Below are 20,780 nucleotides of genomic sequence, written 5' to 3' on the forward strand. Positions count from 1 at the left end.
CGTTGCCAGAAAGCCGGCGACCAGCCTGCTCCCAAATTACTGCCTCGGCGTATGGGTCCCGGCTTTCGCCGGGACGATGCGGAGCAAGTGTCGGCAGTGCCGGTCATCGTTGATGTTACCCCGCGACCTGCTTGATGCGGGCGATCAGTTCGTCGACGGCCTTGTCCACCGGCACCTTCTCGCTGACGACGCGGTTCATGGCTTTGGCCCAGACGTTCTCGTTGTTCAGGATGGTGAACTTCCAGTTCTTGGTGAAGTCGAACGGCGCGGTGCCGCCGGTGAACTGATTCCACACCGCCTTGCGGTGCCGGTCGGCCTGCCAGAACGGGCTCGCCTGGCTGGCCTTGGTCACCGGGAACCAGCGCCCGAGCGCGCCCTCGACATAGGGCCGCACATTGTCTTCCTGCATCAGGAACGCGATGAACTGCTTGCCCTCGGCCTTGTTCTTGGCGTTGGCGAAGATCAGTCCGGTCTTGACGTCGGAGCGGTACTTGATGGTCGAGCCGTCCGGCGCCTTCGGGAAGGACGCGGTGATGATGTCCTGCTCATAGGCCTGCTTGCCGGCGGCGCGCTGCGCGTCGGTCAGCGCCGGGTTGGTGGAGTCCTCGAACCACTTCGCCGCGATCGAGATCGTGAAATTGTGGGTCATCACGATCGTCTTGTTGTGGAAGGCGACATTGTTGTCCGGGTCCTTCCAGGTCGTGGAGGAGGGCGGCGTGCAGCCCTTGATGTAGGTGTCGGTGTAGTCCTTCAGCGCGTGGATCAACCCGTCGCGCACCTTGGGATCGTCGACCAGGAGCTTGCCGTCGTCGTCGACCAGCTTGACGTGATAGGCGTCCATGAAGGTGTAGAACGACTGGAACGAGTCGGTGGATTCCACGCCCATCGGCTGGCCGACGCCGTAGATGCGCTGGCCGGTCGCCTTGCGGATCGCGGGCTGCACCTTGTCGCACCAGAACGTCCAGTAATCCTCCCACTTGGTCGGAATGTCGGCGGCCTTGAAGCCGGCCTTCTCGAGCATGTCGCCCCAGATCTGAACGTGCATGCTCTGCTGCTTCAGCGGGAAGCCGTAATAGGACTTCTTCTTGGCGACGTCATTGTAGAGCAGGGCGGCTTCCAGCGTGTTCGGCGCGAAGGCATCCTTCATCGGCAGCATGATGTCGGACAAGTCTTCGAGCTTGCCCTCGAACGCCCACTTGCCCTGGGCCTGCACGTCGTAGGTGTCGGAATAGGCGACGTCGGGCACGGTGCCGGAATCGAGCGCGGCGACCGTCTTCGGAATCATGTCCTGGATCGCGTACTGCGACAGTTCGACCTTGATGCCGGTCTTGGCTTCGAATTTCTTGATCGTCTCGAGCAGCGCGTCGTCTTCGGATTTGTAAAATCCCTTGCCCCACCAGACGGTGATCGTCTTGCCCTGGGCCAGAGCGGGTGCAGTTGCGGCGAACAGGCCGACCGCGGCGACCGCAATTGATAGCGCACCGATAACCTTGGATCTCACGTTGTTCTCCCTCATGAGGCCGGCTTTTTAACCGGTTGGAGAAAACACTAGCGCATGCCCGTGACCCGATAAAGATGTCGCGCCGCCGACTTGCGTAGGGGTTTGCGGCGAGCGCGTGGATCGGTCCCGGTGCATCGATGCGCAAAGTGAATGGATTCGATCAGTTTGACTTCGCATTCTCGGCCGACGCCGCCGGTGCGCCGCCGGGCGCGCCTGCCGCAGCATCGGGCGCCGCCGCGGGCCGCGCGGCTCCGCCGGTGAAGCGCTCGATCACCGAGCGCACCGCGTCGCGGGTCTTGCGATCCTTCACCGCATCGAGCAGCGGGGCGGAGGCCGGCGAGCGGCGGATCAGGCTTTCCGGATCGGGGAAGATCAGCGGATCGTCCCACGGCCCCTGGATCACGAAGGGCAGATCGAAACCGTTGCCGCCGGCCGATGCCGAGGTCAGGCTGGCGACGCCCTTGAGATCGTATTCGCGCGACGGCACCGAGGCCGTGCCGGTCAGCGTGATCTTCGCGGTGGGGCTTTCGACATGAATGTCGTCAGCGGTCGCGACGCCGTCGGCGAATTTCACCGAGATGCTGAGATTGTCGTAGGGCGTCGAGCCGGAGCGGAAATTGCCGCCGCCGGACAGCGGCCGCTTCTCCAGCCGCTTCAACAGCTGCTCGACATTGAAGCCCGCGATCGCGCCGTCATGTCCATTCAGCGTCGCGGTGCCGTCGAGCGACGACGCGAGCCCGAACGGGCTCGAGCCCGAGGCCGTCAGCGAGACGTTCAGGTTGCCGCGGCCGGACAGCTTGTTGATGCCGAACAATTCGCTGGCGCAGGCCTGCAGATCGACATCGGTGAACTGGAATTGCGCCCTGACGTCGGCGACCGCATCCGAGCGCGCGATCGCGAACGAGCCCTTGGCGATGCCGCCATACATCTGCGCCTCGCCGACGCTGAGCGCCAGCGCGCCGCCGCGCAGATTGGCGCCGAACGCGGTGCGGCCGAGCTTGGACGGGCCGACCGTCACCTTGGCCGCCGACAGGCGCATGTCGAGATCGGTCGACGACAGCGAGGACAGGTCGAACAGCTGCCTGTTCCAGTCGCGCTGGCCGCTGGCCAGCAGGCGGAACGTCGAGATGTAGGGCGTGAAATCGAGATTGCCGGCGGCAAGCGTCGCCTGCAGCGTCTGCCGGCCGTTATTGGCGTAGGTCATCACGCCCTCGGCGACGTTGCCGTCGAGCTCGACATTGACATTGGTGAGCGCGACCGAGCCGCCGACCACATTGGCGCGGGCCTTCAGCGCGAAGCGGCCGAAGCCGCCACCGCCGCCGGGCGGCGCCTGGCCCATCCAGCGCAACGCGTTGCGCAGCGACGGTGAGTCCATGGTGGCGACGCCTTCCATCATCAGGCTGGTGCGGTTGGCGACGGTTCCGTCGAAAGCAACTTTCAGCGGCGCGCTGGCGAGCCGTGCCTTCAGGCCGGAGCGGTCACCCGACAACAGCGCGACGAAGTCGCTGGCGCTGATCGAGCCGTCGACGCGTTCGCCGCGCCAGTCGAACTGGCCGGTTGCGGCAAAGGAACGCGAGATCGAGGGCCAGGCCAGCGACAGGTCGATATCGCCGAGCTGCTCGGAGATGTTGTTGGTGCCGTCCTGGTAGTTCAGCTCGCCGTCCTGGATCCGGATTTCGGAGAACGACACCTGGTTCTCGGCGCCGGGCGTCATCGCCTTGGCGATGGTCTCGACGAACGGCGTCCAGTTGCTCTCGCCGGCGCCGTCGCGGACCACATGGATATGCGGACGGAGCATCATGACGTCGGCAATCTCGAACCGCCGCAGCAACAGCGGCAGCAGGCGCAGATTGGCGGTCAGCACGTCGACCTGCAGGGCGGGACCGATGGTATCGGCGCCCTTCAGCCCGACATTATGAAAGGAGACGTAGCTGCCCGGAAAAACCGAGACGTCGATCGGGCCGTTGACGACGAGCTCGAGCCCGGTCACGGCGCGGATCTGCGCCTCCACCGCGCGCTGCAGCGCGTCCCGGTTGAGGAACCACGACGTTCCGACCAGCCCGACCAGCGCCAGGCCGAAAAGCGCCGCGATCGGCATCCCCAGGCGCTTAATTCCTTGGGCCATCGTCAATGACATATCCGGGTCGGGTTGAATTTTGTCGGGTCGTCGTCGAACACAGCGGGCTCTCGCCGGAGGCCCCTGCCAACCCACGCAACTTGAAGGGTTTTCTTGTCGCTTTCAAGGCCATGTTGCTGCCGCGGGCCGCCGCCCGTCGCCGCACCGGGCCGTGATTGACGCATTGCGAAGATTTCGCCTAATAATCCGCTTTGCCACAGCCGTTCCGCGCCCTCCATCAGGTATTCGCTGCATGAACAAAGTTTATCCCGACGCCAAATCGGCACTCGATGGTCTCCTCAAGGACGGCATGATTATCATGTCGGGCGGCTTCGGCCTCTGCGGCATCGCCGAGACCCTGTCCGACGCGATCCGCGAGTCCGGCGTCAAGGGCCTCACCGTCGTCTCCAACAATGCCGGCGTCGACGGCATCGGCCTCAGCCGGCTGCTGGAGACCCGCCAGATCAAGAAGATGATCTCGTCCTATGTCGGCGAGAACAAGCTGTTCGCCCAACAGTATCTCGCCGGCGAGCTCGAGCTCGAGTTCAACCCGCAGGGCACGCTGGCCGAGCGCATCCGCGCCGGCGGCGCCGGAATCCCGGCCTTCTACACCAAGACCGGCGTCGGCACGCTGATCGCCGAGGGCAAGGAAGTGAAGGAATTCGACGGCGAGAAGTACATCATGGAGCGCGGCCTGTTCGCCGACGTCGCCATCGTCCATGCCTGGAAGGGCGACACCGCCGGCAATCTGGTCTACCGCAAGACCGCGCGCAACTTTAACCCGATGATGGCCACCGCGGCGAAGGTCACCGTCGCCGAGGTCGAGCACCTGGTGCCGGCCGGCGAGATCGATCCGGACCACATCCATACCCCCGGCATCTTCGTCAAGCGCATCGTCGAGGTCGGGACCGGCAAGAAGCGGATCGAGTTCCGCAACACCCGTCCGCGGCCCGCCGCCTAAAACATAATCCTTCAGGAGAGCCACATGGCCTGGACCCGTGAACAGATGGCCGCCCGCGCCGCCAAGGAGTTGCGCGACGGCTATTACGTCAATCTCGGCATCGGCATCCCGACGCTGGTCTCGAACTACATCCCCGACGGCATCGACGTCAGCCTGCAGAGCGAGAACGGCATGCTCGGCATGGGCCCGTTCCCCTATGAGGACGAGGTCGACGCCGACCTGATCAACGCCGGCAAGCAGACCGTGAGCGAGCTGCCCTCGACCAGCTATTTCTCGTCGGCCGATTCCTTCGGCATGGTGCGCGGCGGCCATATCGATCTGTCGATCCTTGGCGCCATGCAGGTGGCGCAGAACGGCGACCTCGCCAACTGGATGATCCCCGGCAAGATGGTGAAGGGCATGGGCGGCGCCATGGACCTCGTCGCCGGCGTCAAGCGCGTCGTGGTCGTGATGGAGCATTCCGCCAAGGACGGTCCGAAGCTGCTCAAGCAGTGCAACCTGCCGCTGACCGGCGAACGCGTGGTCGACATGGTCGTCACGGATTTGGCGGTGTTCACCATCGACAAGCACGGCAAGGACGGCATGGCGCTGATCGAGCTCGCCGACGGCGTCACGCTCGACGAGGTCAAGGCCAAGACCGAGGCCGAATTCCGCGTCGCGCTGAAGAACACCTGAGATGATCGGCGCGGGACGATCCTCGATCCGTCCCGCACGATCCGACGACGCCGGCTTCATCGCCCGCATTGTTCTGGCCGCGCAGCGCGGCCCGTTGCCGCGCGGCTGGTTCGACATCGCGCTCGACCGGGGCGAGGCGGAATGCCTGGCGTTCATGACACGGCTCGCCGTGGCGCGGGTGCGGTCATGGTATCACGTCGCCCATTTCCTGATTGCTGAAGTCGATGGCGTGCCGGCTGCCGCGCTGTGCGCGATTCCGGCATCCGGAACCGTCCTCGCCGCACGTGCGGCGATCGAGGAAGTCGCAGCAGAGACCGGCATGGACGCCGATGCCATCGTCGCGCGCGGCGGCTATGCCCGTAACTGCTGGGTGCAAGGCGGCGAGGGCGACTGGCTGATCGAGCATGTCGCCCGATAAGCGTCCCATCGCAGCGGCGGTCTGGTGCAGGACTTGATCCGCCGCGCACTCGCCGACGGCAAGGCGGCCGGTTACACGCAGGCATCGATCTCGTTCCTGATCGGCAACGACGCCGCCGAACGCTGCTACGCCAGGGCCGGCTTCGCCTTCGCCGAAGAGAAGCGCGACGCCGCCTTCGAGGCGATGACCGGCGCGCCGGGCTTTCGCAGATTTGCGCGGGCGATGTGAATAGGGCGCACGGCGAACGGCCCGCATATACATCTGTCGTCCCGGCGAAGGCCGGGACCCATACGCCGCGGCGGATGTTGCAGGCGGGACTCGTCGTTGCAATCGCGCATGACAATTCGCGTCGGTGGTTATGGGTCCCGGCCTTCGCCGGGGACGACGGTGAGTGTGCGGCACGGCTTGTGAGTCATACGCCCGCATTTTCGCGACATGGTTTGTCCGGGTTGACAGTTTTTTGCTGAGTTTCCCGTCGGGCAGCCACACGGCGCGGCGCATTCGGCGCCCGCCGCCCGCTTGTCCAGTCGTCCATGCAATGGCAGAATTGCGCCATGTTGTGCAAAATCGGACACGGGCCATGCCACTCATCCGGATCTGGGTCTATGACGGTATCCTCGCTTCGGGCGTGGCGGGGATTGTCGACGTGTTCACCGCCGCCAATTCGGTGACGTCGCGGCGACCGCGACGTCGCAGCGGCACGCCGTCGCAGCTGCGGTGGCGCGTCGAGTCCTTGAGTGGCCGACCGGTCCACACGGCGTCAGGCCAGGTCATCGGCGTCGATGGGCCGATCGGTGCGCGGTCTTCGGCAGACGCGGTGGTGATCCCGGGACCGTTCGTCGGCGATATCGAACGTTTCTTCGCGCGGCTCGATACCGTCGAGCCGCTACTCGCGGCGCTGCGTCGGCAGCATGAGCGCGGTACCCTGCTCGCGTCCTATTGCACCGGCAGCTTCATCCTCGCCGAGGCCGGCCTGCTCGACGGCAGGGTTGCGACCACCCATTGGGCGAAGGGACGGACATTCGCGATGCGCTACCCGGCGGTGGATCTGCGCGTCGCCGAGATCCTCACCGAGCAGAACCGCATTGTCTGCTCGGGCGCGGTGACCACCTCGCTCAATCTCGCGCTTCGGCTGGTCGAGAAATTCGCCGGTGCCGACGTAGCCGCCGAGACCGGCAAGCTGATGCTGATCGACAGCAATCGCGTCTCGCAGGCACCCTATGCCAGCCGCGCGCGCGACACGCAGCACTCCGACGCGCTGGTGGCGCGGGCGCAGAGCATGATGGAGAAGTCGCTGCAACAGGGCTTCAGTCTGGCCAGGCTGGCCCGCGACCTTTCGGTCAGCGAGCGGACGTTGAACCGCCGCTTCAAGCTGGCGGTCGGCGAGGCGCCCTTGCAATATCTGCAGGCGCTGCGGGTGGATGTCGCCAAGCGCCTGATCGAAACCACGCGGCTGAAGCTCGACGCGGTCAGCGGGCGCGTCGGCTACAACGATCTGTCGACCTTCCGTCGTCTGTTCAAGCGCGAAACCGGGCTCTCGCCGCGCGAATACCAGCGCCGGTTCGTGCGCAGGGCTACCGCCGCCTGAGCACGCCGTGTCCGAATTTGCCCTGAAAATGGCGATACTGCCACTGCTGCCGAGCAGTGCGCCTCGGATAGACCTCGTGCTGTCAACAACAGGAGGTCTCTCAATGCCGATGATCGACGTGACAATTCCCGAAGGAGCCCTGAAGGTGGAAGCGGAGGCGCGGCTCATCAAGGAGCTCGGCGATATCCTGATCGGCCACGAGGGGTTCGATCCGGCGAACAAGGTTGCGCAAGGGGTCACTCTTGTCTTCCTGCATCGGCCGGCCGCCGTTTATGTCGCGGGCCAGCCATCGCCATCGCCACGATTTCGCATCGTCCCGACGGTCCCCGAGGGCCAGTACACCGAAGCCTCGCGCGCGGCCTTGGTGAAGGACGTGACCGATGCCGTGGTGCGCGCCGCCGGCGGTTCGTTCGACGATGTGGCGCCGCAGGTATGGGTGTTTCCGACAGAGATCCCCGACGGCCAGTGGGGCAGCCGTGGCGTCATTCGTCCGCTGCCGGACATCCAGGCCTTCATCGCCGGCGAGCACGAGCGCAAGGTCGGCGAGGCGCGTCTGGCGCGACGGCGGCGCGTCAAGGCGCTGGAGTTGCTTGCGGGCGCGCTCGACGCTGCCCGTAAGGGCGTCGACTGACGCGGGCGCAACCATGACATCCGACACGCATTTCAGGCTCGCGGCGGTCCAGGCCGCCGCGGTGCCATTCGATCGCGACGCCTCGCTGGAGAAGGCCTGCCGCCTGATCGGCGAGGCCGGCGCCATGGGCGCGACGATTGCCGCCTTCGGCGAGACCTGGCTGCCCGGCTATCCCTTCTTCTGTCACGCGCCGACCGGGCCGAACACGTTTCGCGCGATGGCCGAGTATCTCGACAACGCGGTCGAGATTCCCTCGCCCGCGACCGATCGGCTCTGCGCCGCCGCCGAGGCCGCGGGACTGGATGTCGTGATCGGCGTCGCCGAACGTGATGCCGTGACCAAGGGCACGGTCTACTGCACGCTGCTGTTCATCGGCCGCGAGGGACGGCTGCTCGGCCGCCATCGCAAGCTGAAGCCCACCTTCAACGAGCGCTCGGTGTGGGCCGATGGCGACGCGGCGGGCCTGCGCGTGCATGAGCGGCCCTATGGCCGGATCAGCGGCCTCAATTGCTGGGAGCACAACACGATGCTGCCCGGCTATGCGCTGGCCGCGCAGGGAACGCAGATCCACGTCGCGGCGTGGCCGGGGCGGGAGCCCGCGGCGGCGCCACCGTCGCCGACGCCGCTCTGGCCGCGGCAGTTGTTGCTGTCGCGAGCGTTCGCCTCGCAAGCCGGCTGCTACGTCATCGCGGTCGGCGGCATGCGCTCGCACGAAATCACGCCGGAACGTTACCGCGAACTATCGACGATCGAGTACAGCGGTAACAGCGTCATCATCGATCCGCGCGGCGAGGTCATCGCCGGTCCGGCGCAGGGCGAGACCATCCTGATCGCGGACGGCTCGCGGGAGGCCGTGCTCGCCGCCAAGGCGCTGTGCGATATCGGCGGCCATTATTCGCGCCCCGACCTGCTGCGGCTGATCGTGGATCGCAATCCGCGGGAGCGGGTCATCGACTGCGGCTTCGCCGGGCGTGTCACGCCGGAGATGTGGGAGTGACGCGACGGCGCGGGTAGCCCGCGCCGTCAAGCTTGTCGCGAGAAAGGTCGCTCCGCCTCACGAAGCTTCCTGCGGAATTGCGGATGGTGATTCCTCGCCCTTGAGCTCCTCGAGGCTGCGGTGCCGCGGCTCGATGCCGAGCGCCCATACGGTGATGATCTGCACGACGAGCAGTCCGATCATCAGGGCCATCACGCCGGCGACGCCGCGCGCTTCGAACAGCATCACGACCAGGAATGGTGTCACGATGGTGGCACCTCGACCGAGTGTGTTGACTATGCCGGATGCCCGCAGCCGCACCTCGGTCGGGAACAGTTCGGGAATATAGATGCCGAACAACAGCGCGACCAAGACATAGATCGGCACGGTCAGCGCGAAGCCGACGGCCGGCAGCAGGAACGGATCCGAGATCATCGGATAGATGATGCCGAGGATGATCGAGATCAGCGATGCGCCGATGATCGTGGGCTTGCGGCCCCAGCGGTCGGCGGTCAGGGCGCCGATCGCCGAGCCGATCGGCGCGCCAAGCGCCATCAGCAGCGAGTAGCCGAACGAGGTCGCGACGGACAGGCCCTGCTTGATGAAGAACACCGGCAGCCAGGTCACGAAACCGTAGAGCAGCGTATTGATGGTAATCAGGCATACCGCGCCGACGATCATGCGGGACAGCAGCGGCGCAGCGAACAGCGTGGCGAGATCGGGCGACACCGGTGCCGGCGTTGCAGCCGCGGGCGCCGGCAAGGGCTGACCCTGGGAAGCTTCCTTCTCGATCGCCTGCATCAGCGCCTCGGCCTCGGCGGTGCGTCCCACCGCCTCCAGCCAGCGCGGCGACTCCGGCAGCGACTTGCGCAGGTACCAGACGATCAAGGCGCCGACGCCGCCCAGCACGAACATCGCGCGCCAGCCGAATTGCGGGACGACGACCGATGCGACCAGCAGCGCGATGGGCAGGCCGGTCACGACACAGACGGCGGTGAAGCCGAGCCACTTGCCGCGGCTCCGGGCCGGCACGAACTCGGTCATGGTGGAATAGCCGACAACATTTTCGGCGCCGAGACCGACGCCCATTACGAAACGGCAGGCAATCAGAAAGGCCATGTTTGGCGCAAACGCCGCCGCCAGGGACGCGATGCCGAACAGCAGCAGATTGAACTGGTAGGTGAAGCGTCGTCCGTAACGGTCGCCGAGGAAGCCGGTGCCGAAAGATCCGAGCATCATGCCGACGAAGGTTGCGGAGATGAACGCGGCGTTTTGGGCGAGCGTCGAGAATCCGGTCTTCAGCGTCACGCCGAGCACGGTGCCGGCGATATAGATGTCGAAACCGTCGAAGAACATTCCGATCCCGATCAGGATCATGATCCGGCGATGGAATGGTCCGATCGGAAGCCGATCGAGGCGGCTCCCGGCATTGACCGATGTCGACATTTGCGCTCTCCCCTTGACTGTTTCCTGGTGATGCGGCCCGCCATCTGTGGGCGGTTTGCCGCTTTGCTCGACTGCGGCTAGTTCAACCGGCGCTGGCTGGCCGTGTCGCGGTACCAATCGAATGGCTGTTCGTGGGTCGCGACCATCACGCTCTTGGTGTTGAAATGGTCGTCGAAACTCTCGGTGCCGCATTCCCGGCCGATGCCGGAATCGTCAACGCCGCCCCAGGGCGAGGCCGGATCGAGCCGGTGGTGATCGTTGATCCAGACGATCCCGGCCTTGACCGCGGCGGCCACGCGATGCGCACGCGCGACGTCGCGGGTGCGAATGGCGGCGGCGAGGCCAAAGGGCGAATCGTTGGCGAGCCGGAGCGCGTCGGCCTCGTCCTTGAAGGGGGTCACCGAGGTGAAGGGGCCGAACACCTCCTCATGGAAGATCCGCATGTCGGATTTGACGTCGGCGAACACGGTCGGTTCGACGAAATAGCCGTTGTCGTGGCCCGCGACCTTTGCGGCCACGCCGCCGGTGAGCAGCCGCGCGCCGTCTTCATGACCGTAGCGCGCATAGCTGAGAACGCGGTCGCGCTGGCGTGCCGAGATCACCGGCCCAAGCTGCGTGTTCGGATCGAACGGATCGCCAATGCGGATGGTGCGGGTCTTGGCCTGCAGCTTTTCGACGAACTCGTCGTAGATCGAGGCCTGCACGATATGGCGCGACGCGCAAACGCAGGTTTGGCCGGCGCCGATGAAGGCGCCGAATGCGGCATAGTTGACGGCGCGGTCGACGTCGAAATCGTCGAATATCATCACCGGCGTCTTGCCGCCGAGCTCCATGGTCTGGTGCGCGAACACCTTCGCCGCGGCGCTGCCCGCGATGCGGCCGGCTTCGGTCCCGCCGGTCAGCACAAGCTTGTCGATGTCGCCATGCTCGGCGAGCATCTTGCCGGCGCTCTGGCCGAGGCCAAGCACGATGTTGAAGACGCCGGGAGGCAGTCCGGCCTCGCTGAAGATCTGGGCGAGCTTCAATGTCGTCAGCGGCGTATATTCCGACGGCTTGACAACGGTGACGCATCCGGTCGCCAGCACGACGGCAAGCGACTTGCACAGGATCATGAGCGGGTGATTGAAGGGCGTGCAGTTGGCGACGATTCCGATCGGCGTGCGCAGGGTGTAGTTCAGATACGCGCCTTCGACCGGGATGACGGAATCGCGGCGCGACAGCGCCAGTCCGGCGAAGTAGCGGAAGAAATCCGGCAGGCGCGACAGCTGCGCGCGGGTTTCGTTGACCGGACGGCCGTTGTTCAATGTCTCCAGCCGGTACAGCGTGTCGAGATTGGCCTCGAACGCGTCGGCGAGCCTGTTGACGAGCCGGGCGCGCGCCCTCGTGTCCATCCCGCCCCACGCCTTGCCTTCGAATGCAGCGCGAGCGCTCTTCATCGCACGGTCGATATCCGCGGCGGTCGAATTCGGAATCCGGGCGATGACGTCGCCGGTCGCGGGATTGCGGACGTCGAGCATCTCGCCGTCTCCGGCCTCGACCTCGCGTCCGTCGATGAAGTTGCCGTGGATCTCGACGTCGATCGTCGCGGGCTTCGACGGAATGTTCATGATGACCTCTCTTCGACGATGACGGCGTTGCGCTTGAGTGCCGGCAGCACGCGCTTTTCGGTCGCCGCGATGTGAGCCTTGATGATGCGGGCCGCGGTGCGTGCCTCGCGCCGCTGCATGGCGTCGATCAATGCGACATGCTCGGCCACGAGCTTCGCCGGATCGTGGCCCTTCAGATTGGAGACGCTGACGCGCACCAGCCGATCGGCCTGGCCGATCAGGTCGCAGAGCGTGGTCGCCATGCGGCGGTTGCCCGATGCGTGCGCCAGCGCCGAGTGGAAGCCGCGATTGTAGGTGATGAAGTCCTCATGGCTGCCGGAGAAGCGGCGGAATTCGTCGAGTGATTTCAGGATGCTGTCGGGCGCGCTCTCGATTGCTTCGGCGACGCAGGCCGGTTCGAGCGCAAGGCGGAAGCGCAGCAGATCGCGCGCGTCGGACAGCGAGATCGGATTGACCCGGTAACCCTGGCGGGGCTGCACCGTCACGAGGTGCTCGCGCTCGAGCCGCAGCAGGGCGTCGCGGACCGGCTGGCGGCTGACCGCGTAACGCTCCGCCAGATCCTGCTCTCGTATTTCATCGCCAGGAGCAAGCTGACACGATAAAATATCAGATCGCAGGTTTTCGTAGATATTCTCGCGGAGAAGGATCATTTTATTGGAGTCTCCTGCCCAATAAAATGCAATCTGTGAAATATCACGTCAAGCTGAAATCCTTGAAATTCGGGTGATTTGATTTATCAATCGTCCGCAGGGGCGCTTTGGAGCCCAAATGCGCGAATTTCGCGCACGATTTGAAAGAGAGCGACGATGGACAGGCTTTTGGCCAACCGCACAGTCAACGCAGCCCAGTCGGGCGAGGGGCCGCCGCTGGTCCTGTTTCACTCGCTGCTGTCGGATCGCGCGAGCTTCGATGCGATCGTGCCGGAACTTGCCCGGTCGTTTCGGACCATCGTGCCGGAACTACCGGGATTCGGTCGGTCGAGCGCGGTCGAGGGTGGTGGCCTCGCCGCGATCGCCGATCGGATGGCGGACGCGGTGCATGATGCGGCTGATGGCACGCCGGCCATCGTGCTCGGCAACGGTTATGGCGGGTTCGTCGCGCTGCAGATGGCGATCCGCCACCCGGCGATCGCGAGCCGGCTGATCCTCGCCGACAGCGGTGCGGCGTTCTCCGAGCCGGGCCGCGAGGCGTTTCGCAACATGGCCAGGGTTTCACGCGAGAAGGGGCTCGCCGCGATCACCGACATTGCAATGCGCCGGCTGTTTGCACCGGATTTCCAGGCACAGCATCCCGCGCTGATGCAGGATCGCCGCGACGCATTCCTTCGCACCGATCTCAACGTGTTCTGCGCGGCCTGTGACGCGCTGGCGAGCCTCGATCTTCGTGCCGAACTACGCAGCGTGACGGTACCGACACTCGTCGTGGTCGGCGAATATGACGAGGCGACGCCGCCGCCGATGTCATACGAATTGGCAGGCGGCCTGCCGAGAGCCAGGCTCAGGGTCATTCCGGGATGTGCGCATGTCCCGCAACTGCAATCGCCAAAACTGTTCCTCGATACGATCGGCGATTTCCCGGCGGTCAAGCATAACGCCCCCGCCTGAGGCACGCGCACACGGCTGGATCGCGCCGCGGGTCACGCGGTGGCGTGCCGACAATTTGGGCAGAACGCCCAGCTAATGCCGTTTGACGCGACAGCATCTCTGCCTAGTCTGACCGGAGACGGAGATGAAACATGCGAGCGATCCTTGATCACTGCACCGGCGGTCGCAGGCGCAGCTTGCCGGCGGGCACGGATTTCATCGAGGAGGGCGGCAAGACCGGTCATCTGTTCGTGCTGCTCGAGGGCAAGGTGGAAGTCGTCAAGGGCGACAGCCTGGTCGCCGTGATCGACGAGGCCGGCGCGGTGTTCGGCGAGATGAGTGTGTTGCTCGACCGGGCGCACAGCGCCAAGGTGCGCACGGCCACTGATTGCGTCCTGTACGAGTTCGACGATGCGGCGTCGTTCCTGCGCGAGCAGCCGGAGGTGGCGCTGCTGATCGCGCAGCTCCTGGCGCAACGGCTTCATGTCGCCACGACCTATCTTGCCGACCTGATGCACCAATATGCCGATCACGGCACCCATCTGGCGATGGTCGGCGAGGTGCTGCAGAGCATGATCAACCTGCCGCCGATGCAGATCGCGCCAGGCTCGGATCGGCAATCCGATCCAAGGATATGAGCCAGTCCGGCGCATCGCGCACAGGCGCCGCCGGCCGCGACAGCGGCGTCTTGAGATCGATCATCTGCGCATCGCCGGCCGCGAGCCAGAACGCCTTGTCCTGGGCGAGATCGAGCACGATGTAGACCGGGGGCCGGCCGGGTTGCAGGCCGGTGTTGAACACCCAGCTCGCCCCGATCCGGTCGAACCACGAGCCGCTCTGGATGAACGGCGATTGATGCACATGGCCCGAGATCACCAGCGCCGGATGGTGGCGCTCGATCCAGCCGAGCAGCTCGGCGTCGCCGAAAAAGCGCTTGCCGCCCCAGCTGGTCGGCGAATCCGCCGGCGGGGCGTGATGGACCCAGACCCAGCGGCGGTGCGGCATCGCGGCCGCCGCGCGAAGCTGATCGTCGATCCGCGCCTTGACCAGCGGGCCGTCCCACCACGGGCACACCGTGAACAGCGTGTCGCCGATGGCCAGATTGTCGCCGTCGCAGGCGACGCCGAACTCCCTGATGCCCGCGACCCAGCGCGCGATCTTCTCGCCCTCCGGGTTGCGCTCGTCGAGGTCGTGATTGCCCGAGCAGAAGATCACCCGCGTGAGATCGGCGAGCCGCGACAGGTATTTCGTGACGACGACGATCTGAGCGCGGAAATCGACCGCCGAGCCGAGGTTGAGCGCATCGCCGGCGAAGATCACGAGATCGAATTGCGGTGCCGCCGCCAGCAGCCAGTCGAACTGCGGCAACGAGTAATGCAGATCGGCGACGACAAGACAGCGCATCGGTGAAATCCGAATGCCCGGAAAACGGGCGGGGCCGCACGGCAATGAATTCAAACAAGCCGAATCGCAGCAAGATCTATGCCGCGCCGCGCGGATCCGACGCGACAGATGTTCGCAGTGTCCGGGAATCGGCCGGCAAGAGCGCGAAGGGCGGATCGCGGCTCACGCCCTTGCTGTGGCGTGGGCGAAGGTCACCTCGATCAGCGTGCCGGTGCGGCCGCCGGTCCGGATCTGGAATTTGGCGCGATTGGCTTCGACCAGCGCCTTGGTCAGCGACAGGCTGACGCCGCCGGAGCCGGCCTGATCTGATGGCGTCGGGGCGCGGAACGGCTCCAGCGCGGCGGCGACCTCGTTGTCGTTGAGACTCTGCCCGGTGTCGCGCACGCGCAGCATCACCTCGCCAAAATCCGACAGCGCGGTCGAGACGATCACCTGGCCGCCGGCATTGGCGAGATGGATCGAATTGCCGATCAGGTTCAGCGTGATCTGGCGCAACGCGCGGGCGTCAGCGACCACAGGCGGCAGCGTGTGGGCGAGCGAGGTGCGGATGATGATGCGCTCGCGGTTGGCCTGCGGCTGCATCACAGCGACGCAGCTCTCCACCATCTCGTTGAGGTTCTGGCTGGCGAAGGCGAGGTCGAGCTTGCCGGTCTCGATCCGCGACAGGTCGAGCAGATCGTTGACGATCGCGATCACCCGCTCGCCGGAGGCGCGGATGTCCTTCATGTATTCGACATAGCGCTCGTTGCCGAGCGCGCCGAAGCGCTCGCCGATCATCACCTCGGCAAAGCCGATGATGGCGTTGAGCGGCGTGCGCAGCTCGTGGCTGATCCGCGCCAGCATGTCGGACTTGGCGTTGGCGGCGCGTTCGGCGAGCCGCCGCGCCTCGCGCAATTCGCCTTCGCTCTTTTTGGTTTGCGAGAGATCACGGAACACCGCGAAGAAGTTCGGTCCATCGGCGCGGGTGCGGCCCATCGTCACCGACAGCGGGATGATGCCGCCCTGGCGGACGCGGCCGAGCGTCTCGCGGCCATGGTCGAGCAGGCTGGCGACGCCGGCCGATTTCAGGCTGGCAAGATAGTCGAAGATGCCGTGCTGGCTTTCCGGCGCGAACAGATCGGCGAGCTTGCGGGTGACGAACTCGTCGCCGTCATAGCCGAACAGCGCCTCGGCGCTGCGGTTGCAGGAATGGATGTTGCCGTCGGCATCGAACATGATGATGCCTTCGGCCGCGGTGTCGAGGATCGCGCCGAGCTCTTCGGCGTCGGCCTGGCCGGCTTGCGGCTCAGCCGGCGCAAGCAGCGGCTCGGCGGCCGCCGCAGGCTCCGGCTCGGATAGCGCGGCGGCGATCGAGGCATCCTCGTCCAGCGTGCGCGAGAAGATCAGCGCCAGCGCGGAATCGTCGTCCCAGGTGATGGTGTGCAGCCGCGCCTCGGCGGACACCGACTGCGCGCCGTGCTCGGCGCTCTGGTTCGCGGAGATGGTCACCGGCGTGCCGGTGCCCGACGTGCTGCTCGCCTGCGAGACGCCGGGCTCGACATAGAGCGCGTCGAGGCCGCCGGCGGCTTCCAGCGCGTGCAGGCTGTCATGGCCCATGCGCGAGAGGAAGGCGCGGTTGGCATAGAGCAGGCGGTCGAGCCGGTAGATCAGGATGCCGACCGGCAACAGATCGAGCAGCGCGCGGTCGCGCCGGGAGTCGGCGCGCGGCGCCGGCTCCGCCGCAGCCAGCCAGCTGGCCTTTGGTGTTTCCGCCGGTGTCTCCAGCTGCGCGACCGCCTCTTGCGCTGGCGCCTCTGCTTGCTGCGGCGGTTCGCTTGCGGGCGGCGCTTCGGCGACCGGCTCGGCCGGCACGCTGTCGTCCGTCGTCGCGGCGAGGCCGGCCTCGTTCTCGAGCCGCGCCGACAATTGACGGGCGAGCTCGTTGAAGGCGTTGTTCTCGACCGGCGTCAGCGACGGCGGCCGGGTGTCGCCGGCGGGACGGAACGGCACCACATTCGGTGGCGGGTCGTGACGCACTTCGTGCGTTTCCTCGTGCGTTTCCACGGCGTGATCCGGATCGGCTCGGTGTGAAGTCTCTGCGGCTGTCGGCTCGGTCAATTCCTCGGGTGGTGCTGCTGCGGTCGTGTCGGGCGGCGGCTCCGCGTGCGGCGGAGGATTGTCCTGTGGCGCGGCGGGCCCGGGCGGCGCAACGGTGCGCGGCGCCGGTGCGACATCGGCCGACAGCGATTGCGGCGCGACCGTGCCGCTGAAGAACTCATAGCGGCGCAATGCGGCGAGTCGCGCAAGCCCGTCGAGGTCGCGACACACACCAAAGCCGCGGTAGCCGGCGAAATTCCTGGCACGATCGAACACCGGCAGGCCGGACAGTTCGACCGGCAGCCGGCCGCCACCGTCGACCGGCCAGTGCAGCGTGATGCCGCTCCAGGTGTCATGGCTGGCGAACGCCTGCATCACGCGGCCCTCGGGATCGAGGCCAAAACTCTCGGCGATGTCGCTCCACAGCCGGCCGAAGCCCGCCGCGGTGTGCAGGCCGATCAGGCGGGTGAATTCATCGGAGCCGAGCGAGAAGCGGGCCTCATGGTCCATCTGCCACATGAAGCGCAGCGGATGGCGCCGCACCGGCAACGGCTCGTCGAGCCATGATGGTGGTGGCACCGGCGCCAATGTCGCGGGCTCCGGCTCGGCGGCAGGCGGCGGCGCGGGCGCATCCGCGATCGCATAAGGCGAGGGGGCGGGATCGGCCGGGGGCGCCGATATTTCCGGCGCGTGCGTGCGTGCCGTCTCTGCGAGATCAGGCGCAGGCTGTTCGACCGGCGCTTCAGCGGGTGCTTCGATCAGCGCTTCCGACAGCGGCTCCTCGACGGCGGGGCTTTCGTCGGGCGTGGTGTCGAGAGGTGCAGTCTCGACGGGCGTCGGCTCTGAATGCGTGAGTTCTGCCGACGCAAGTGGCGGGGCAAGAGGCGTAGGCTCTTCGATCTGCGCGCCGTCCGGCACTTCGATCAGTGCTTCCGACAGAGGTTCCTCGGCGGCAGCTGTTTCGTCTTGCGTGGTGTCGAGAGCTGCGGTCTCGACGGGCGCCTCTACGTGCGCCGCCTCTGCTGCCGCGGCAGATGGAGCAGCATTCTCAGGTTCGGATTTAGCCGCGCTGACGATCGGCTCGATCGTGACGCGCTCTTCCAACTGCGGATCCAGCGCGTCGAACAAGGCGATCGGTGCTGCGCTGGCCGTCGCGGGCGCTTCGTCATGCGCAACGGCTTGTTCGATAACTGCAGGTGCTGGCGGCGGCTCTACGGCCATGGCCTCTTGCTGCGCTGGCGCTGGGGGAGCCTGTGCTTCGCGCGCCGGCGTCTCCGGCTCAACTGGCTCGGGCACGATCGGCGCCGCCGGCTTTGCGGCGAGATGCGGCGCCGGCTTGATCAACGCGACCAGCGCGCGATCGGCGGCGCGGCCGATCCGCTGCAGCACGACGCGGCCGATCGCAACGCTCGCCGCCGCGCGGCCCTGCGCCAGCGCCTCACCGCGCGCGGCATCGAGACCGGCTTCGGTGAGGTCGTGCAGGCCGGGCAGCGTACGCGCCGCCTCATTGGTTGCGACCAGCAGTCCGTTGCTGGTGAAGGCGGCGGCCGGACGCGGCAAGCCCTGCAGCAGCCGTTGCAGGCGTTCCGCGAGCGGCATGCCGCGGCCGGTCGCGTTGAGCGCCGTCATCAGGATGCCGTGGCTGCCGTCCGGCAGGTCGATCCGGGCGCAGCCGCAGGTCGCGAGCATGCCGGGCGCCGCGCCGAAGCCGCGCAGCCGCTCCAGGCGGACCGCGCCATTGGCGTTCAGGCTGTGGCCGAGCCGCGCGACCTGGCGGCGGTGCGGATCGGCCGGGCCGAAGCCGCGCTTCGCCAGCTCGGCGCCGTTGGCGGCACCGAATACCTGCGCGCCGACGGGATTGGCCCAGAGAATCCGCGCGCCGTCGGCCGCCCACAGCCATGCCGGCAGGGCGCCCGTCGCATGATCCGCCAGCCTGACATCGCCGAGCGCCTGGATCTGGAATTCCGCGTCACTCATCACGCAAGATTTGACCGCATGGGTTTGGCTTTCTTCCTTAAGCTCAGCCGAAGGCCCGGCAGCCGCAGGACGACAGCCTTAACAGAAGGTTAGTATCGCAACTGGGGGGCGGCAGGTCCATGTCCGCAGCGAAACTGCCCCCGCCAAAGCCGGGATAACGTTAACTCGGCTGAACGATCCACAGCCGTTTGGCGTTGTCGGGCAAAGAGAGGTTGCTGCGAGCCGCGCGATGCGGAACCAGGCGGCGCCGCGTCACACCTGCGATTGCAGTGCCACGATATATATTCTGCCGTCTATCTTGCCCTGGGCCCGCAGGGCCAAGCGGCGGGCCGATCAGCAAGCGAGGGAGAGCGACCATGAGCGACAACGGGCGTGACCATTTCGAGATCCCCAAGTTCGAGATTCCCAAGGATATGCGGTCGATGGCGGAGGCGAGTTTTGAGCAGGCGCGCAAGGCGTTCGAGCAATTCGTGACCAACGCCAAGGACACCGCCGGCAAGATCGAGGAGCGCAACGCCACGGTGCGCGCCGGCGCCAAGGATCTTTCGACCAAGGCGCTGTCCTATGCCGAAAAGAACGTGCAGTCGTCGCTGGACTACGCCGAGGCGCTGCTCAAGGCCAAGGACCTCAGCGACGTCATGCGGCTGCACAGCGAATATGTGCAGGGCCAGATGCGCTCGCTCGCCGAGCAGGCCAGCGAGATGGGCCAGGCCGTCAGCCGGGCCGCGATGGACGCGGTCAAGCCGAAGAACTGACGAGGCGCATTGGCCGCGGCCGACCCTGGCGCATTCAGCCTCGGTCGGCCGCGGTAATCTTTTGTTCCGTCAGATAAAAAATGTGGCGTCGCACGCGATCTTACGTTGCGTTGCACAAAATTGACATGATATGGGTGTTTATTAGGCGCGCCCGACGAAGGGCACTCCCGTGAATCAAGGCAGCGTGATCCATTTCAGCGCTCCCGGCCTGATGGGCTCCGGGACGTCCGCAATGGTCACATCTACTCACCCGTTGCGAAGGATTACACGTATGACCAACCCGTCCGATCCGTTTTCCGCCTCGATCATTCCGTTTGAAGTTCCCGAGCAGATGCGCGCGTTCGCCGAGAAGGGCGTTCTGCAGGCCCGCGACAGCTACGCCAAGTTCAAGGACGCTGCCGAGACCCACAACTCGACGGTCGAGGCCGTGTTCACCTCGGTGAGCAAGGGCGCCAGCGAGTATTCGGCCAAGCTGATCGAGTTCTTCAAGGCCAACACCACCTCCTCGCTCGACTTCGCCCAGGAGCTGTTCAGCGTGAAGTCGCCGACCGAAGCGGTCGAGCTGTGGACGTCGCACGCCCGCAAGCAGTTCGAGACCTACACCGCGCAGGCCAAGGAACTGGCCGAGCTCGGCCAGAAGGTCGCCAGCGAGACCGCCGAGCCGATCAAGGCCAGCGCATCGAAGTTCTACAAGCCGGCCGCCTGATCGCTGCCGTTTGGGAGACCAGCGAAAGGCCCGGGCCGAAGCGGTCCGGGCCTTTTTGCCGGCCAGGGGCCCGTCAAGCGGCCCGACATAACAGCGGAAATCGGCGCGTTACGGCCTTGCCAAAGCGCGGCGTTGCACCTAGTTTCCGCCCGAAATCGCCGCCCCGCTTGAGCGGGCCGCGCGTCAGGATGCAGTTGTAGCTCAGTTGGTTAGAGCGCCTGTCTGTGGAACAGGAGGTCGGTGGTTCGAGCCCACCCAACTGTACCATCCGCAAGATCAGTCAGCGCGACATCGCAAAATCCGACCATCGCAAGGTCGCTCGCCCTTGTCGCCCGGCGTGTCACCGCGTCCGCTTGCACT

18 protein-coding genes and 1 tRNA gene are annotated in these 20,780 nt (G+C 66.1%); 12 read left to right on the top strand and 7 right to left on the bottom strand.

Going from position 1 to position 20,780, the window contains the following annotated elements; translation table 11 throughout:
- Nucleotides 1-115: 115 nt before the first annotated feature.
- Complete coding sequence (locus tag J2R80_RS12340; RefSeq protein WP_253638623.1) at nt 116-1,501, bottom strand: ABC transporter substrate-binding protein; 1,386 nt, start codon at nt 1,499-1,501, stop codon at nt 116-118.
- 160 nt (nt 1,502-1,661) lie between these two features.
- The gene (locus tag J2R80_RS12345; RefSeq protein WP_253588857.1) at nt 1,662-3,626 is read right to left on the bottom strand and encodes an AsmA family protein; all 1,965 of its coding nucleotides are present in this window, start codon (nt 3,624-3,626) and stop codon (nt 1,662-1,664) included.
- Nucleotides 3,627-3,870: 244 nt separating this feature from the next.
- Between J2R80_RS12345 and J2R80_RS12350 the strand changes: the two genes are divergently transcribed.
- From J2R80_RS12350 to J2R80_RS12380, 7 genes are all read left to right on the top strand, one after another.
- The gene (locus J2R80_RS12350; protein WP_253638624.1) at nt 3,871-4,578 is read left to right on the top strand and encodes a CoA transferase subunit A; all 708 of its coding nucleotides are present in this window, start codon (nt 3,871-3,873) and stop codon (nt 4,576-4,578) included.
- A gap of 24 nt (nt 4,579-4,602) precedes the next feature.
- Entirely contained in the window at nt 4,603-5,253 is a 651-nt protein-coding gene (locus J2R80_RS12355; protein ID WP_018268725.1) for a 3-oxoacid CoA-transferase subunit B, read from the top strand.
- 1 nt (nt 5,254) lies between these two features.
- Nucleotides 5,255-5,671, top strand: a complete 417-nt coding sequence (locus tag J2R80_RS12360) for a hypothetical protein (protein ID WP_253638625.1) — start codon at nt 5,255-5,257, stop codon at nt 5,669-5,671.
- A 24-nt stretch (nt 5,672-5,695) separates the two neighbouring features.
- Nucleotides 5,696-5,899, top strand: a complete 204-nt coding sequence (locus J2R80_RS12365; RefSeq protein ID WP_253638626.1) for a hypothetical protein — start codon at nt 5,696-5,698, stop codon at nt 5,897-5,899.
- Between the two features lie 352 nt (nt 5,900-6,251).
- Nucleotides 6,252-7,259: a GlxA family transcriptional regulator gene (locus tag J2R80_RS12370; RefSeq protein WP_253588858.1), complete on the top strand. Its 1,008-nt coding sequence runs from the start codon at nt 6,252-6,254 to the stop codon at nt 7,257-7,259.
- Nucleotides 7,260-7,362: 103 nt separating this feature from the next.
- On the top strand, nt 7,363-7,890 hold the full coding sequence (locus J2R80_RS12375) for a tautomerase family protein (RefSeq protein WP_253638627.1): 528 nt from the start codon (nt 7,363-7,365) through the stop codon (nt 7,888-7,890).
- Between the two features lie 13 nt (nt 7,891-7,903).
- Nucleotides 7,904-8,887, top strand: coding sequence for a carbon-nitrogen hydrolase family protein (locus tag J2R80_RS12380; protein WP_253638628.1), 984 nt, complete (start codon nt 7,904-7,906; stop codon nt 8,885-8,887).
- A gap of 57 nt (nt 8,888-8,944) precedes the next feature.
- Here the strand turns inward: J2R80_RS12380 and J2R80_RS12385 are convergent, their stop codons facing one another.
- The 3 genes from J2R80_RS12385 to J2R80_RS12395 all read right to left on the bottom strand — a co-directional run bounded on the left by J2R80_RS12385 (nt 8,945) and on the right by J2R80_RS12395 (nt 12,569).
- Nucleotides 8,945-10,312 (bottom strand): MFS transporter, encoded by a 1,368-nt coding sequence (locus J2R80_RS12385; RefSeq protein ID WP_253638629.1) that lies wholly within the window; start codon nt 10,310-10,312, stop codon nt 8,945-8,947.
- A gap of 77 nt (nt 10,313-10,389) precedes the next feature.
- Nucleotides 10,390-11,919: an aldehyde dehydrogenase gene (locus J2R80_RS12390; RefSeq protein WP_253638630.1), complete on the bottom strand. Its 1,530-nt coding sequence runs from the start codon at nt 11,917-11,919 to the stop codon at nt 10,390-10,392.
- Entirely contained in the window at nt 11,916-12,569 is a 654-nt protein-coding gene (locus J2R80_RS12395) for a GntR family transcriptional regulator (RefSeq protein ID WP_076829643.1), read from the bottom strand. The genes J2R80_RS12390 and J2R80_RS12395 overlap by 4 nt, the downstream gene beginning before the upstream one ends.
- Before the next feature lie 156 nt (nt 12,570-12,725).
- On the opposite strand from J2R80_RS12395, the gene J2R80_RS12400 reads away from it, so the two are divergent.
- Together J2R80_RS12400 and J2R80_RS12405 are read left to right on the top strand one after the other, a co-directional pair.
- Nucleotides 12,726-13,523, top strand: coding sequence for an alpha/beta fold hydrolase (locus J2R80_RS12400; RefSeq protein ID WP_253638631.1), 798 nt, complete (start codon nt 12,726-12,728; stop codon nt 13,521-13,523).
- Between the two features lie 131 nt (nt 13,524-13,654).
- A complete protein-coding gene (locus J2R80_RS12405; protein ID WP_253638632.1) occupies nt 13,655-14,140 on the top strand; it encodes a Crp/Fnr family transcriptional regulator in 486 nt (161 codons plus the stop codon).
- Here the strand turns inward: J2R80_RS12405 and J2R80_RS12410 are convergent.
- Together J2R80_RS12410 and J2R80_RS12415 are read right to left on the bottom strand one after the other, a co-directional pair.
- On the bottom strand, nt 14,079-14,906 hold the full coding sequence (locus tag J2R80_RS12410; protein WP_253638633.1) for a metallophosphoesterase: 828 nt from the start codon (nt 14,904-14,906) through the stop codon (nt 14,079-14,081). The genes J2R80_RS12405 and J2R80_RS12410 overlap by 62 nt on opposite strands.
- 162 nt (nt 14,907-15,068) lie before the next feature.
- Nucleotides 15,069-18,959 carry a PAS domain-containing protein gene (locus J2R80_RS12415; RefSeq protein ID WP_253638634.1) on the bottom strand — a complete coding sequence of 1,297 codons (3,891 nt, stop codon included), beginning with the start codon at nt 18,957-18,959 and terminating at the stop codon, nt 15,069-15,071.
- A 356-nt stretch (nt 18,960-19,315) separates the two neighbouring features.
- Here J2R80_RS12415 and J2R80_RS12420 point away from each other — a divergent pair, with 356 nt between their 5' ends.
- From J2R80_RS12420 to J2R80_RS12430, 3 genes are all read left to right on the top strand, one after another.
- On the top strand, nt 19,316-19,714 hold the full coding sequence (locus tag J2R80_RS12420) for a phasin family protein (protein ID WP_092085090.1): 399 nt from the start codon (nt 19,316-19,318) through the stop codon (nt 19,712-19,714).
- Nucleotides 19,715-19,985: 271 nt separating this feature from the next.
- On the top strand, nt 19,986-20,420 hold the full coding sequence (locus J2R80_RS12425; protein ID WP_028336028.1) for a phasin: 435 nt from the start codon (nt 19,986-19,988) through the stop codon (nt 20,418-20,420).
- Between the two features lie 190 nt (nt 20,421-20,610).
- Nucleotides 20,611-20,687: transfer RNA gene (locus tag J2R80_RS12430), tRNA-His, on the top strand.
- The last annotated feature ends 93 nt before the right edge of the window (nt 20,688-20,780 follow it).

Origin of the sequence: Bradyrhizobium sp. USDA 4541 (assembly GCF_024171085.1) — a bacterium.
Taxonomy (GTDB): Bacteria; Pseudomonadota; Alphaproteobacteria; order Rhizobiales; family Xanthobacteraceae; genus Bradyrhizobium; species Bradyrhizobium australafricanum.